The organism is Streptomyces sp. MAI_2237, assembly GCF_054189285.1.
Map to the genome: position 1 here is coordinate 298,907 of NZ_JAJPGQ010000003.1, position 14,772 is coordinate 313,678.

The 14,772-nt window shown below is 72.8% G+C and carries 12 protein-coding genes; 5 read left to right on the forward strand and 7 right to left on the reverse strand.

Annotated elements, in window-relative coordinates:
* Positions 1 to 65 precede the first annotated feature (65 nt).
* Entirely contained in the window at positions 66 to 1,640 is a 1,575-nt protein-coding gene (locus LN251_RS11565) for a sodium:solute symporter family protein (RefSeq protein WP_458244354.1), read from the forward strand.
* A 66-nt stretch (positions 1,641 to 1,706) separates the two neighbouring features.
* On the forward strand, positions 1,707 to 2,309 hold the full coding sequence (locus tag LN251_RS11570) for a DinB family protein (protein WP_458244355.1): 603 nt from the start codon (positions 1,707 to 1,709) through the stop codon (positions 2,307 to 2,309).
* A 669-nt stretch (positions 2,310 to 2,978) separates the two neighbouring features.
* On the opposite strand, the gene LN251_RS11575 is transcribed toward LN251_RS11570, so the two are convergent.
* A complete protein-coding gene (locus tag LN251_RS11575; RefSeq protein ID WP_458244356.1) occupies positions 2,979 to 4,094 on the reverse strand; it encodes an ADP-ribosylglycohydrolase family protein in 1,116 nt (371 codons plus the stop codon).
* 121 nt (positions 4,095 to 4,215) lie between these two features.
* On the opposite strand from LN251_RS11575, the gene LN251_RS11580 reads away from it, so the two are divergent.
* Positions 4,216 to 4,755, forward strand: a complete 540-nt coding sequence (locus LN251_RS11580) for a DUF2165 domain-containing protein (RefSeq protein ID WP_458244357.1) — start codon at positions 4,216 to 4,218, stop codon at positions 4,753 to 4,755.
* On the opposite strand, the gene LN251_RS11585 is transcribed toward LN251_RS11580, so the two are convergent.
* The 3 genes from LN251_RS11585 to LN251_RS11595 all read right to left on the reverse strand — a co-directional run bounded on the left by LN251_RS11585 (position 4,748) and on the right by LN251_RS11595 (position 8,918).
* On the reverse strand, positions 4,748 to 5,302 hold the full coding sequence (locus LN251_RS11585) for a hypothetical protein (RefSeq protein ID WP_458244358.1): 555 nt from the start codon (positions 5,300 to 5,302) through the stop codon (positions 4,748 to 4,750). The two genes, LN251_RS11580 and LN251_RS11585, sit on opposite strands and share 8 nt — an antisense overlap.
* Positions 5,303 to 5,383: 81 nt before the next feature.
* The gene (locus LN251_RS11590) at positions 5,384 to 7,966 is read right to left on the reverse strand and encodes a bifunctional FO biosynthesis protein CofGH (RefSeq protein WP_458244359.1); all 2,583 of its coding nucleotides are present in this window, start codon (positions 7,964 to 7,966) and stop codon (positions 5,384 to 5,386) included.
* A 106-nt stretch (positions 7,967 to 8,072) separates the two neighbouring features.
* The gene (locus LN251_RS11595; RefSeq protein WP_458244360.1) at positions 8,073 to 8,918 is read right to left on the reverse strand and encodes an LLM class F420-dependent oxidoreductase; all 846 of its coding nucleotides are present in this window, start codon (positions 8,916 to 8,918) and stop codon (positions 8,073 to 8,075) included.
* Between the two features lie 23 nt (positions 8,919 to 8,941).
* On the opposite strand from LN251_RS11595, the gene LN251_RS11600 reads away from it, so the two are divergent.
* Positions 8,942 to 10,405, forward strand: a complete 1,464-nt coding sequence (locus LN251_RS11600; protein ID WP_458244361.1) for a CehA/McbA family metallohydrolase — start codon at positions 8,942 to 8,944, stop codon at positions 10,403 to 10,405.
* Positions 10,406 to 10,417: 12 nt separating this feature from the next.
* Here LN251_RS11600 and LN251_RS11605 read toward each other — a convergent pair whose 3' ends face one another.
* Positions 10,418 to 10,969 carry a DUF1062 domain-containing protein gene (locus LN251_RS11605; RefSeq protein WP_458244362.1) on the reverse strand — a complete coding sequence of 184 codons (552 nt, stop codon included), beginning with the start codon at positions 10,967 to 10,969 and terminating at the stop codon, positions 10,418 to 10,420.
* A 195-nt stretch (positions 10,970 to 11,164) separates the two neighbouring features.
* Here LN251_RS11605 and LN251_RS11610 point away from each other — a divergent pair, with 195 nt between their 5' ends.
* Positions 11,165 to 11,551 (forward strand): nitroreductase/quinone reductase family protein, encoded by a 387-nt coding sequence (locus LN251_RS11610; protein WP_249838253.1) that lies wholly within the window; start codon positions 11,165 to 11,167, stop codon positions 11,549 to 11,551.
* Between the two features lie 2 nt (positions 11,552 to 11,553).
* Here LN251_RS11610 and LN251_RS11615 read toward each other — a convergent pair whose 3' ends face one another.
* Positions 11,554 to 13,014 (reverse strand): aldehyde dehydrogenase family protein, encoded by a 1,461-nt coding sequence (locus tag LN251_RS11615; RefSeq protein WP_458244363.1) that lies wholly within the window; start codon positions 13,012 to 13,014, stop codon positions 11,554 to 11,556.
* The gene (locus tag LN251_RS11620; RefSeq protein ID WP_458244364.1) at positions 13,011 to 14,741 is read right to left on the reverse strand and encodes an N-acyl-D-amino-acid deacylase family protein; all 1,731 of its coding nucleotides are present in this window, start codon (positions 14,739 to 14,741) and stop codon (positions 13,011 to 13,013) included. The genes LN251_RS11615 and LN251_RS11620 overlap by 4 nt, the downstream gene beginning before the upstream one ends.
* Between the last annotated feature and the right edge of the window lie 31 nt (positions 14,742 to 14,772).

The following is a 14,772-nucleotide window of genomic DNA, read 5'->3' on the forward strand; positions in this document are numbered from 1 at the left end:
GATCATGCCACCCCACTCAGAGTTCGTCATGCCCGTCCCCGGCAGCGGACCCTGGAAGGGGGCTCATGAACAGTCTCGACTGGGCCGTGCTCATCGGCTACTTCGGCGTGATGGTGGCGATCGGCGTCTGGTCGCACAAGCAAGTGGGCAACGTCAGCGACTTCTTCACCGCCGGCGGCAAGATGCCCTGGTGGCTGTCCGGCATCTCGCACCACATGTCGGGCTACAGCGCGGTCCTGTTCACGGGGTACGCGGGCATCGCCTACACCTACGGCGTGACGTCCTTCGTGACCTGGTCCTTCCCGATCGCGCTGGGCATCGCCATCGGCTCCAGGCTGTTCGCGCCGCGGATCAACCGCCTGCGCTCCCGGCTGCAGGTGGCCTCGCCGCTGGAGTACCTGAAGAACCGCTACGACCTGAAGACCCAGCAGGCCCTGGCCTGGTCCGGCATGCTGCTGAAGATCGTCGACGTGGGCGCGAAGTGGGCGGCGATCGCCACCCTGCTGTCCGTCTTCACCGGCATCTCCCTGAACCAGGGCATCCTCATCACCGGCGCGATCACCGCGGTCTACTGCACGATCGGCGGTCTGTGGGCGGACGCGCTGACCGAACTGGGCCAGTTCGTGATCCAGTTGCTGGCCGGCGTCTCGATGTTCGTGGCGGTCGTGCTGAAGCTGAACGACAAGGGCATCGGCTTCTTCGAGGCCTGGGACCAGCCGGCCCTGCACGGGCACGGCAAGCCCCTCGTCGGCCCCTACGGCACCGTCTTCCTGCTGGCGTTCCTCTTCATCAAGCTCTTCGAGTACAACGGCGGCATGCTCAACCAGGCCCAGCGCTACATGGCGACGGGCTCCCCGCACGAGGCCACGCGCTCGGCCCGGCTGTCCGCGGCGCTGTGGCTGGTCTGGCCGGTCGTGCTGTTCTTCCCCATGTGGATGTCCCCGCTGCTGGTCCACGCACAGAAGCCGGACGGCTCCGACTCCTACGGCCTGATGACCGAACAGCTGCTGCCGCACGGCCTGTTGGGCCTGGTGATCGTCGGGTTCTTCTCCCACACGATGGCCATGTGCTCCTCCGACGCCAACGCGATCGCGGCCGTCTTCACCCGGGACGCGGCGCCCGTGCTGTCCCGGCGGGCCCGTGAGTGGGGGCAGCGCTCCGGGCTGATCGCGGCCCGGGTGACCACGGTGGTCTTCCTCGCCCTGTCGATGGCGGTGGCGACCCAGGTCAACTCGCCCACGTTCAAGGACATCATCACGGTCGTCATCAAGTGGGTCGCCGGTCTGATGGGCCCGATCGCCATCCCGATGATGCTGGGTCTGCTGCGGCCCTTCCGCCGCTCCGGCCCGACGGCGGCACTGACCAGCTGGGGCCTGGGCCTGCTGGCCTTCTGGCTGGTCAACTACCCCATCAACTGGAGCATCGACGGTGGCGTGCCGCTGCAGTACCAGGTCTCCATCCCGCTGGCCGTCTCCCTGGTCCTCTACATCCTCATCGGCTACCTGAAGCCGGAGGACACCCCAGAGCGCCTGGCGGTCATCGAGCGGATCAACACGGACGACGACAGCACGGCGGTCGCGGTACCGGCCCCGGCGGAGGGCGTGGAGGACGCGCTGGGCCGCACGCCGGTGAAGGACTGAGCCCCGGGCCCGGGGGGAGGGGAAAAGCCGGTGCCGGCGTACTCCACGACCGGCAGACTGACCGGCATGACCACCCCACTCCCCCCGGGCCCGCAGGCCGACCTGCTCCGCTACCTCCAGGACGCGCGTGACGCCCTGCTGTGGAAGCTGGAGGGCCTGTCCGAGTATGACGTCCGGCGCCCCCTGACCCCGACCGGCACCAATCTGCTGGGCCTGGTCAAACACGTGACGTACGTCGAACTCGGCTACCTGGGCGACACGTTCGGGCGGCCTGCCGGCCCCACCAGCCCCTGGTACGGGCCCGTCGCCGACGACAACAGCGACATGTGGGCGTCCGCCGACGAGTCCCGGGCCGACATCGTCGACCGCTACCGGCAGGCGTGGCGGCACGCCGACGCCACCGTCGCGGCGCTGCCCCCGGACACGGTCGGCACGGTGCCGTGGTGGCCGCAGGACACGGCGGAGATCACCCTGCACCACGCGTTGGCCCGGGTCCTCGCCGACACCCAGCGGCACGCGGGCCAGGCCGACATCCTCCGCGAACAGCTCGACGGCTCCGCGGGCTGGCTCCAGGGCAGCACCAACCTGCCGTCGGACGACCCGGCATGGTGGCAGGACTACCGGGACCGCCTGGAGCGGACGGCCCGCGAGGCGGCCGACAGGGCCTAGCGGGGCCGGCCGCCGGGATCACGGGCGGACGCCCGATGCCCGGGAACACCCGGCGCGCAGCAGATGCCGGTGCCGGGGCGACCCGACCGGCACGGACGCCCGGCGCTCGCCGGACGGGGCGGGATCAAGCCGCCGACGGACCCCGGGGCTCAGAGCCGCGAGCAGCGGGCCGGCCAGCCCGGGGTGACCGGCCGGTGGCCCTCGGCGGGCTCAGGCCCGCGGGCAGCGGGCCGGCCGACCGGTGAAGCACCGGCGCACTCGCCGGGCAGGCCGGGCGTGGTCGGCCGACGGTCTCAGCGGGCTCAGGCCCACGGGCAGCGCGCCGGCCAGCCCGGAGTGACCGCCCGGTGGCCCTCGGCGGGCTCAGGCCCGCGAGCAGCGGGCCGGCCGACCGGTGAAGCACCGGCGCACTCGCCGGGCAGGCCGGGCGTGGTCGGCCGACGGTCTCAGCGGGCTCAGGCCCGCGAGCAGCGCGCCGGCCAGCCCGGAGTGACCGCCCGGTGGTCCTCGGCGGGCTCAGGCTCGCGGGCAGCGGGCCGGCCGACCGGTGAAACACCGGCGCACTCGCCGGGCAGGCCGGGCGTGGTCGGCCGACGGTCTCAGCGGGCTCAGGCCCACGGGCAGCGCGCCGGCCAGCCCGGAGTGACCGCCCGGTGGCCCTCGGCGGGCTCAGGCCCGCGGGTAGCGGGCCAGCCAGCCCGGGGAGGCGCCTGCCGGGCCGTGCAGGGCGGGGCCCTGGGTCATCTCCATGGCGAAGTCGTCGGCCAGTTCCAGGAGAGTGGGGCGGCCCTCCAGCTCGGCCAGCCAGGCGGGCGGCAGGGCCGTCTCGCCGTGCAGGGCGCCCAGCAGGCCGCCGGTCAGCGAGGCCGTCGCGCCCGACGGGCCGTCCTGGTTCACGGCGAGGCACAGGCCGTGCCGGACGTCCTCGCCGACCAGCGCGCAGTACACGGCGGCGGCCAGCGTCCCCTCCGCCGTACGGTCCCCGGCGAGCTCGGCGACGCGGGCGGGCGTCGGCATGCCCTGGCGTACGGCGCCCAGGGCGTGCTGCAGCGCGGCGGACACCGACTCGTGGCCGGGGCGGGCGGCGAGCAGGGCGAGGGCCTGCTGGACGGCCGCGTCGAGGGTCTCGCCGCGGGCCAGCCCGTGCACCACGACGGCGTACGCCCCCGCCGACAGGTAGGCCATCGGGTGGCCGTGGGTCTGCGCCGCGCACTCCACCGCGAGCTGGGCGACGAGCTGCGGCTCCCAGCCCACGAGGAGGCCGAAGGGCGCGGAGCGGGCCACCGCCTCCGGTCCGACCTCGCCCGGGTTCTTGGGGGCGTCGAGGGTGCCCATGTTCTCGTCGCCGAAGCCGATCAGCAGCGAGCGGGCCGGGTCCCGCCGGGCGTACAGCCACTCCTCGCGGGCCAGCCAGCCGTCGTCCTTGCGCCGTTCGTCGGGCCCCCAGTCGCGCTGGGTGGCGGCCCACCGCAGATAGGCGCGGTGCAGGTCGGTCGGCGGATGCCAGGCGCCGGTGTCCCGCCGGACCTGGGCGCGTATCAGCCCGTCCACGCTGAACAGGGTGAGCTGGGTGAGGTGGGTGACGGCTCCGCGCCTGCCGTAGGCGACGCCGAGATCGCCGAGCCCCTCGGGCCCGTACTCCTCGTGTATGCCCTCCAGGTCCAGCCCGTCGACCGGCGCTCCCAGCGCGTCCCCGACGGCGGATCCGAGCAGCGTGCCCCGCACCCGGCTTCGGAAGTCCTGCTGTTCCGCGCGGCCCCAGACGGCCCCGGCTGTCCCACCCACCAGAACCTCCCCGAGGGCCCCGCCCGACATACGACAGTTCAGCACTGTAATCGAACGGGGACGGTCGGTTCAGGGGGCAATCCGGTGCACGGACCGATCACGCCGGGGAAAGATGGCTGTCATGTCCACCAACACAACGACCGCCTCGACCACGGTCACCACCCCCCACGCCCGCGCCCGCACCCTGACGGCCGCACTCCTCACGGCGAGCGTCGCCCTCTACATCGCGCTCGTCGCCTTCGGCAACATCACCGACTTCGGGACCAACCAGGCCTTCGTGCAGCACGTCCTGGCCATGGACACCACGTTCAAGGACGACGACCTGATGTGGCGGGCGATCACGAGCAAGGGCCTGCAGAACGCCGCCTACGTCGCGATCATCGTCTGGGAGACGGTCGCCGCGCTCGTCCTGATCTACGCGACCTGGCTGTGGGCCCGCCGGGACCACGCCCGCGCCCGCAGCGTCTCCACCTACGGCCTGCTGATGCTGCTCCTGCTGTTCGGCGCCGGGTTCATCGCCGTCGGCGGCGAGTGGTTCTCCATGTGGCAGTCGAAGACCTGGAACGGCCTGGACGCCGCCCTGCGGGTGTTCGTCTTCGCCGGGTTCACGCTGCTCGTCGTGCTGTTCAGCGACAACCGGCGTGACGACGCCACTACTTGACGACCGCGACCTTCGTGCCGGCCGTGGCGAAGGTCCACAGCGCCGTCCCGTCCGCCGCCTTCATCCGGATACCGCCGGTGCGGGTGCCGGACGCGGGCGGCGGGGACGTCCCGTCGACCGCGTTGGAGAAGGCGATGTTGACGCCGGAGCTGACCGAGAAGTACACGATGTGCTCGATCTTCACGCCGTCCGAGCCGGTGATCGGGCCCTCGGTACGGGTGCCGACCGTGTAGGCGCCGGGGGCGGGTGCGACCGTCCCCGGCCACACCGCGAAGGTGCGGCGGGCCGCGTCGCTCGCGTCCACCAGCCATACCGTTTTACGGCCGACGGAGTAGACGACCCGGCGGCCGGTGCCGGAGCCGCCCGGCACCGCGGCCGGCGACTTCGTCCGCGCGGCGTGGGGATGCGCGCCCGCCGACGCCGAGGCGTGCGGCTTGGAGGCGACCGCAGGGGGCCTCGGTCCCTTGTCGGCCTGCACGGCCAGGACGGCGACGGCGGCGATGGCTCCTACCGTCAGACCGGTCACCCAGACCTTGGGGGCTGGCACGGCACGCAACTCCTCGGTTACAGGACCCCTGACACCCGTCGGAACAGGGGTCCGATCATCGTACTGTGGTGCTCCCCCGGGTCAGTCCAGCACCGGCAGCAGCTCCGGCAGGTGCCCGTCCGAGGCCGCCGCCGCCCGCTGCCGCTCCGCGGGCACCTCGCCGTACAGCGTCGTGCGGGGCCTCGCCGGCCGCCCGGCCGCCCGGGCCACCGCGATCAGGTCCTTGACCGACTTGTACGAGCCGTAGGAGGACCCGGCCATCCGGGAGATCGTCTCCTCCATCAGCGTGCCGCCCAGGTCATTGGCGCCCGAGCGCAGCATCTCCGCCGCGCCCTCCGTGCCGAGCTTGACCCAGCTGGTCTGGATGTTCGGGATGTACGGGTGCAGCAGCAGCCGGGCCATCGCGGTCACCGCCCGGTTGTCGCGGACCGACGGGCCGGGCCGGGCGATCCCCGCCAGGTAGACCGGGGCGTTGGTGTGGATGAAGGGGAGCGTCACGAACTCCGTGAAGCCGCCGGTGCGTTGCTGGATGCCGGCGAGCGTGCGCAGATGGCCGAGCCAGTGCCGGGGCTGGTCGACGTGCCCGTACATCATGGTCGACGACGACCGGATGCCCAGTTCGTGGGCGGTCTCGATCACCTCGATCCAGGTCGCGGCGGGCAGCTTGCCCTTGGTGAGGATCCAGCGGACCTCGTCGTCGAGGATCTCGGCCGCCGTGCCGGGAATGGTGTCCAGGCCGGCCTCCTTCGCCGCGGTCAGCCACTCCCGGATCGACAGGCCGGTGCGGGTGGCGCCGTTGACGACCTCCATGGGAGAGAAGGCGTGCACGTGCATGCCCGGCACCCGCTCCTTCACCGCGCGCGCGATGTCGAAGTACGCCGTCCCCGGCAGGTCGGGGTGGATGCCGCCCTGCATGCACACCTCGACCGCGCCCACGTCCCACGCCTGCTGGGCGCGGTCGGCGACCTGCTCCAGGGAGAGGGTGTAGGCGTCGGCGTCCGTGCGGCGCTGCGCGAAGGCGCAGAACCGGCAGCCGGTGTAGCAGACGTTGGTGAAGTTGATGTTGCGGGTGACGACGTACGTCACCTCGTCGCCGACCGCCGCCCTGCGCACGTCGTCGGCGATCCGGGTCAGGGCGTCCAGCGCGGGGCCGTCCGCGTGCAGCAGGGCGAGGGCCTCGTCGTCGGTGAGCTTCGTCGGGTCGTCGGCGGCGGTCGCGAGCGCGGAGCGCACGTCGGTGTCGATGCGCTCGGGTGCCATGCCGGGCGCGGCCGCCTCGCGCAGCTCCGCCCAGTCGCCGTAGACCTCGTCGAAGTCCTCGCGCCGGTCGCCGGTACGGCCCTCGGTGTCGATGGAGGTGTGCAGGTCGGTGCGGCCGGAGGCGGTGAAGGCCTCCTCGGGCTCCTGCCAGGGGCGGCCCTCGACCACCGCGTCCGGGAGCGCCAGCCCGGTCTCCGGGTCGGCCAGAGCGCGCACGTGCGGGCGCAGCCGCGGGTCCAGCCAGGGCTCGCCGCGGGTGACGAACTCCGGGTACACGCACAGCCGTTCGCGCAGCTCGAAGCCGGCGGCTCGGGAGCGCTCGGTGAGTTCCTCGATCTGCGGCCAGGGGCGCTCGGGGTTGACGTGGTCGATGGTCAGCGGGGACACCCCGCCCCAGTCGTCGATGCCCGCCCCGATGAGCCGCTCGTACTCGCCCTCGACGAGGTTGGGTGGGGCCTGCAGGCAGGCGCCGGGCCCCATGATGTGCCGGGCGACGGCGACGGTCGCGACCAGTTCGTCCAGCTCGGCGTCCGGCATACCGCGCATCGCGGTGTCCGGCTTGGCGCGGAAGTTCTGGATGATCAGTTCCTGGATGCCGTGGTAGGCGCGGGAGACCTTGCGGAGCGCGAACAGGGACTCGGCCCGCTCCTCGTACGTCTCGCCGATGCCGATCAGCAGCCCGGAGGTGAAGGGGACGGAGGACCGCCCGGCGTCCTCCAGGACGCGCAGGCGTACGGCGGGTTCCTTGTCCGGGGAGCCGTGGTGGGGGCCGCCGGGCTCGGACCACAGGCGGGTGGCGGTGGTCTCCAGCATCATCCCCATGGACGGGGCGACGGGCTTGAGCCGCTGGAAGTCGGTCCAGGACATGACGCCCGGGTTGAGGTGGGGCAGCAGCCCCGTCTCCTCCAGGATGCGCACGGAGATGGCGCGGACGTAGGCGATGGTGTCGTCGTAGCCGTGCGCGTCCAGCCACTCGCGCGCCTCCGGCCAGCGCTCCTCGGGCTTGTCGCCGAGGGTGATGAGGGCTTCCTTGCAGCCGAGGGCGGCGCCCTTGCGGGCGATGTCGAGGACCTCGTCCGGCGACATGAACATCCCGTGCCCGGCGCGGCGCAGCTTGCCGGGGACGGTGACGAAGGTGCAGTAGTGGCACTTGTCCCGGCACAGCCGGGTCAGCGGGATGAAGACGCTCTTCGAGTACGTGATGACGCCGGGGCGCCCGGCCTGTTCGAGTCCGGCGTCCCGGACCCGGGCGGCGGAGGCGGCGAGGTCGGTGAGGGCCTCGCCGCGGGCCTGGAGGAGGACGGCCGCCTCCGTGACGTCCAGGCTGACGCCGTCCCGGGCACGTTTGAGGGCGCGACGCAGGGAGTTCTCGGTGGGTCCGGTTCCGGTCGCGGAAGTCGTCATTTCTTGAGCATACGTTCGAGGTCTCCGTTGTCGGCTGCGGGTGCGTCGTGGCTGGTCGCGCGGTTCCCGGCGCTCCCGCAACGGGGCCGGCCGCGCCGCTCCCCGCTCACAGGTGCTCGGCGTACCCGTCCAGGACCCGGAAGACCTCGGCCTCGCCCGCCGGCGGCAGTTGGACCACGACCTCCTCGATGCCCAGGTCGGCGTAGTGGGCGAGCTTGCCGGGGCTGGGGAAGACGGCGTACGGGACGATCTGCAGGGTCTTGGGGTCGCGGCCCGCGTCGGCCCAGGCGGCGCGCAGCACCGGCAGCGACTCGGTCAGGCCGCCTCCGCCGATGGGCATCCAGCCGTCGGCGTACTCCACGATGTGGGAGAAGAGCTTGGGGCCCGCGGCGCCGCCGACGAGGGTGCGCGGGCCGACGACCGGACCGCGCGATTTCTGGGCCGGCTTGGGGTACGCGGAGGAGACCCGTACGCTCCCGAACTCCCCCTCGTGGGCAGTCGGTTCGTCCGTCCACAGGGCCCGCATCAGCGCCATCCGGTCGCGCACCAGCTCGCGCCGGGTCCGCCACTCCACCCCGTGGTCGGCGGCCTCCTCGACGTTCCAGCCGAAGCCGAGGCCGAGGGTGAAGCGGCCGCCGGAGAGGTGGTCGAGGGTGGCGATCTGCTTGGCGAGGGCGATCGGGTCGTGCTGGGCGACCAGGGTGATGCCGGTGCCGAGGCCGAGCCGCTCGGTCACGGCGGCGGCCTGGCCGAGGGCGACGAAGGGGTCGAGGGTGCGGCCGTACTCGGGCGGCAGCTCGCCGCCCGCCGGGTACGGGGTCGCCCGCTCGACGGGGATGTGGGTGTGCTCGGGCAGGTACAGGCCCGCGAACCCGCGCCGCTCCAGCTCACGCGCGAGCCGGACGGGGGTGATGGTCTCGTCGGTGAGGAAGATCGTGACGGCGATGCGCATGGGTCATCCATACCGGGTACGGCATGCGATGTACACACCGACCGGTCGGCATTCGGCGTCGGGTTCCCCGCGCCGCGGGGCGGGTCTACGTTGACGGGGTGACGACGTTGCGCGGCACCCTGGCCCCGGGGGCACCGGACTACGTGTACGTGCCCTTCGGCGTCCCGCCCGGTGTCCGCGAGCTGCGGGTCTCCTACTCCTACGACAGACCCGCCGTGCCGCCCGGCACTCCCGGCAACGCCCTCGACATCGGCCTCTTCGACGAGCGCGGCACGGGGCTGGGCGGGGAGGGGTTCCGGGGCTGGTCGGGCGGGGCCCGCACGGAGTTCTTCGTCCGCGCGGACGACGCGACACCGGGATATGTGCCGGGACCGGTGCGCGAGGGCACCTGGCATGTGGCGCTCGGCCCGTACACGGTGGCGCCGCAGGGGCTGTCGTACGAGATCACGGTGGCGTTCGAGTACGGCGCCCCCGGCCCCGCCGTCCGGCCGGTGTATCCGCCGGAGCGGGCCGCGGGCCGGGGGCGGTCCTGGTACCGCGGCGACTGCCACCTGCACTCCTGGTACTCCGACGGCTGCCGCACCCCGGCGGAGATCGCGGCGCTCGCGCGGGCCGCGGGCCTGGACTTCGTCAACTCCTCCGACCACAACACCCATGCCGCGCACGCCCATTGGGCCGCGGAGGCGGGTGAGGACCTGCTGGTCCTGCTCGGCGAGGAGGTGACGACGCGGAACGGTCACGTGGTGGCGCTCGGCACCGATCCGGGCACGTTCGTGGACTGGCGCCACCGGGCCCGGGACGGCCGGTTCGGGCACGTCGCCGGTCTGGTCCGCCGGGCCGGCGGGCTGGTCGTCCCGGCGCATCCGCACGCCCCCTGCCTCGGGTGCGCCTGGAAGTTCGGGTACGGGGAGGCGGACGCGGTGGAGGTGTGGAACGGCCCGTGGACGCCGGACGACGAGGTGACGCTGGCGGAGTGGGACGGGGGGCTGGTGGCGTCGGCGAGGGAGGGGCGCGGCCTGCTCCCGGCGATGGGCAGCAGCGACGCGCACCGGGATCCGGATGCGGTGGGGCTGCCACAGACGGTCGTTCTCGCCGGCGCCTTGACGCGGGAGGCGATCCTGGAGGGCATCCGGGCGGGGCGCGCGTACGTGGCCGAGTCGAAGGACGTGTCCCTGTCGTTGACGGCGACGGCCGCGAGCGGTGAACACGCGGGGATCGGGGCCCGGTTGGCGGTCGACGCCGACGCTCCCGTCACGGTCCGCGCCGCGGCCGTGGGCGCCCCTCGCTGCACGATCCGCCTGGTCACCGACGAGGGCCTGGTCCTCGTCGGTGACCCGCTGCCGGTGACGGGCTCCGGCTTCGTGGAATGGCGGACGACCGCGGCACACGCGGCGTACGTCCGCGCGGAACTGCGCCACGAGACCGCGGCCGGACCGCTTCCGGGAGCGATGGCCGCGTTCACCAACCCCGTCTTCCTGAGCAGGTGACGCGGGGCCGGTTCAGCGTTTGAGCAGGAAGGCGAAGTCGGTGGAGAGCCTGCCGTGCAGGCGGGCCGCCGAGACGACCTTCCCCACGTCGATCAACCGCTCGACCTCGGCCCGTGACAGACCGCAGCCCTCGGCGATCAGCCGCACCGGCCGGACGGGGATCGGCGCCGCGAAGCGGACCGAGACGTCGACCGCCTCGCCGTCCGGGTCGTGGTCAGGTCCGCTCGTGTCGAGACGCCAGGCGCCGGCCCAGTCGAGCGCGACGCGGTTGCGGCGCAGCACGAGCGGGTCCGAGAGCACCTCGGCCGCCAGAGCGGAGTCGTTGTCGTGCATGCGGTCCAGTAGTTCGGGCCGTACGGAGCGCACCTGCGCACGCTCCAGGACCGTGAACTTCGCGGTGTCCCCGCAGGTGGTGCAGAGCGCGAGGAGCCAGGCGTCGATGAGTTTGTGGTGGGCGTTGACACGGAACTTGCCGTTCGGCCGGAAGGTCCCGGACGGGCACGTGTGGCAACGGCGCAGGACAAGGGGCAGGCGGGTGGGTGCGACCACCCAGTTGGTGAGCACAGAAGTACACCGGTTCCAGTGAGATGTCCGCAGCAGAAAGGGGCGCGGCGCACAGGCGCGACGCGCGACGAATCAGCGCTCGGGAGGTCTCACACGGTGTACAACGGCACGCCCTTCGGCAGACGACTCGGTCCGGCAGCACGATAGCGGCGCATCACAGCGCCGTTCCATCGGTTTTCGTGGTGGAGTCGACCCATGGACAGTGAGACCAAGTACCGCGTCGTCACGGCCTTCCAGCGGGTCCTGAACCGCGTGACACGCCGTCTGCCCACCCACACCCTCCTGGAGACGACCGGCCGCACCTCCGGCCTCCCCCGCCGTACGCCGGTCGGCGGGCGGAGGACCGGGGGCTCCTTCTGGCTGGTGTCGGAGTTCGGGGAGCGGTCGCAGTACGTGCGCAACATCAAGGCCGATCCCCGGGTGCGGGTCCGGCTGCGCGGCCGCTGGCACACCGGCACGGCCCACCTCCTGCCCGACGACGATCCCGTCGCCCGGCTGCGCGGCCTGCCCCGGATGAACAGTGCCGCGGTGCGGGCGGTGGGGTCCGGGCTGCTGACGGTGCGGGTGGACCTGGACGACTGAGGTCAGCCGGGCCACACGATCGACTGCACCTCGCTGTAGGCGTGCAGCGCGTAGGAGCCGCAGTCGCGTCCGACCCCGCTGTACCGGAAGCCGCCGAAGGGGGCCTCCATGTTGCGGCCGACGGTGTTGACGCCGACCCCGCCGGCCCGCAGCCGCCGGGCCACCCGGAAGGCGCGGGCGACGTCGCCCGACCACACGTAGTCGATGAGGCCGTAGTCGCTGTCGTCGGCGAGGGCGACGCCTTCGTCCTCGTCGTCGAACGGGATCACCACGACCACCGGCCCGAAGATCTCCTCCCGGGCCACGCGCATGTCGTTGGTGCAGTCGGCGAGGAGGGTCGGGGCGACGTAGAACCCCCGGTCGTACGGTGGCCGTTCACCGCCGGCCACCACCACCGCACCTTCCTTGCGGCCCAGTTCGACGTACGACTCCACGCGCTCCCGGTGGGCGGCGGAGATCACCGGACCGACCACCGTGTCCGGCTCCCTCGGGTCGCCCACCTTCAACCGGTTCGCGTAAACGCCCAGTTGCTCCACGAGACGGTCGTAGATCCCTCGCTGCGCCAGCACCCGCGTGGGTGCCGTGCAGATCTGGCCGCTGTAGAAGGAGAAGGTGGTCCCGATCCCGGCCACCGCCGAGCCCACGTCGGCGTCGTCGAAGACGAGCGCCGCGCCCTTGCCGCCCAGCTCCATGAGCTGCCGTTTCATGGAGCGGCCGCACACCTCGCCGATCCGCCGTCCCACCGCCGTCGACCCGGTGAAGCTGACCATGTCGACGTCGGCCGACTCCACCGCCGCCTCGCCGACCTCCACCGACCGGCCTGAGACCACGTTGACGACCCCCCGCGGAACTCCGGCCTCCTGAAGCGCCTCCGCCATCCGGTAGACCGACAGCGGGTCCTGCGGGGCGGGCTTGACGACCACGGTGTTGCCCATGGCGAGAGCGGGAGCGATCTTGCCCGCGGGGTTCGCCCACGGGTTGTTGTACGAGGTGATGCACGCCACGACACCCACCGGCTGCCGCACCGCCAGCGCCCCCATCACTCCGGCCCGCCCCATCGGTCCGGCGTCGTTGATCTGCGGCGGGACCGCCCACTCGGCGGGTTCCACGCGCGCGTACCGCCGGAAGCGGGCCATGCCCACCCCGACCTGCATCGCCCGGGCCGTCGCCGTGGTCGCGCCCGTCTCGGCCCGGGCGAGTTCGGCGTACGGCGCGAAGTGGGCCGCGATGACGCCGGCCGCCCGGCCCAGCACCGCCGCCCGCTCCTCCGGCGCCGTCCTCGACCACGGCCCGAGGGCCTCGCGGGCCGTGGCACAGGCCGCGCGCACCTGATCCCGCGAGGCCTCCGGGGCCCACCCGACGGTCTCCTCGCTCGCCGGGTCGACGACGGCGTAGTGTCCGCCGTCCGGCTCGGTCCACTCGCCCCCGACGAACAGCCGCTGCCCGTCGCCCGCCTCGCTCACCGGGTGCTCACCGTCCGTGTGTCCCGGCCGGAGCGCAGGACCGTGCCCGGTACGGCGCCGCTGACCGCGTCGTCCCGGATCACCTCGACCCCGTTGACCCAGACGGCCCGCACGCCGATCGCCTTGGCGTCCAGCCGCGGGCTGTCGCCCGGCAGGTCGTGCACCAAGGTGGCCTGGCCCGCGTCGATCCGCTCCGGGTCGAAGAGCACCAGGTCGGCATGGAAACCCTCCTGGACCCGGCCCCGCTCGCGCAGGCCGAACAGCCGCGCCGGATCGTCGGTCAGCATCTTCACCGCCTGCTCCAGGCCGACCAGCTTGCGCCGGCGCAGGCAGTCGCCGAGGAAGCGGGTGGTGTACGGCGCCCCGCACATCCGGTCCAGGTGCGCGCCCGCGTCGGACCCGCCCAGCAGCACGTCCTCGTGCTGCCAGGTCTCCGCGCGCAACGCCCAGGAGGCGGGGTCGTTGTCGGTGGGCATCGGCCACAGGACGGTGCGCAGTTCGTCGGCGGCGCAGATCTCCACCATGCAGTGGAAGGGCTCCAGGCCGCGCTCCCGGGCGATGTCGCCGACCACCCGCCCGCTCAGTCCCCGGTTCGCCTCGCTGTAGGTGTCCCCGATGACGTACCGGCCGAAGTTCGTCAGCCGCCGCAGGACGCCGGCCTCCTTGGAAACGGCGCTGCGGAGCATCTCGGCCCGTACCTCCGGATCCCGCAGCCGGGCGATGCGCTCGGGGACGGGCAGGGCGAGGACGGGGCCCCAGCCGGGGATGAGGTTGAGGGCGCAGAAGGTGCCCAGGGACATGTTCATCGGGGTGAGGATCGGCATGGTGAGGGCGACGACCCGGCCGCCCGCCTTGCGCGCCTGCTCACTGGCCTGCAGCTGCCGTGGCACCCGTTCGGGGACGGCCGCGTCGATGGTGAGCACGTTCCAGTTCAGGGGCCGTCCGGCCGCGGCGCTCATCTCCGCGAACAGCTCGATCTCGGCGTCGCTGAACTGGTCGAGACAGCCGGCGACGATCGCCTCGATCTGGGTGCCCTCGTGCTCGCCGACGGCCCGGGACAGGGCCAGCAGCTCGGCGGGCAGCGCGTGCCGGGAGGCGACCGGCTGTCCGTCGCCGTCGGAGTGCGTGCGGGACTGGGTGGTGGAGAAGCCCCAGGCGCCGGCGTCCATGGCCTCGTGCAACAGCTGGACGATCGCGTTCAGTTGCTCCTCGTCGGGCTGTCCGCCGATGGCGTCCGGCCCCATGACGTACCGGCGCAGCGCGCAGTGCCCGACCATGAACCCGGCGTTGACGGCGATCCGCCCTTCGAGCGCGTCCAGATACTCCCCGAACGAGTTCCAGCTCCAGGGCGCCCCCTCCTCCAGCGCGGTCAGCGACATGCCCTCGACCTTGGACATCATCCGGCGCGTGTAGTCGGCGTCCTCGGGACGGGCGGGGTTGAGCGGCGCGAGCGTGAACCCGCAGTTCCCGGCCGCGACGGTCGTCACCCCGTGGTTCAGGGACGGCGTCGCGTACGGGTCCCAGAACAGCTGGGCGTCGTAGTGCGTGTGCGGATCGACGAACCCGGGCGCGAGGACGAGCCCGGAGGCGTCCTCGGTGGTACGGGATTCCTCGCCGACTCTGCCGATGACGGCGATACGCCCGTCGCGTATGCCGACGTCGGCGACACGGCCGGGCGCACCGGTCCCGTCGACGAGGGTCGCGCCCTTGATGAGGTGATCAAGCATGGAGGCTCCCTTCTCACGTGCGGGCACATGT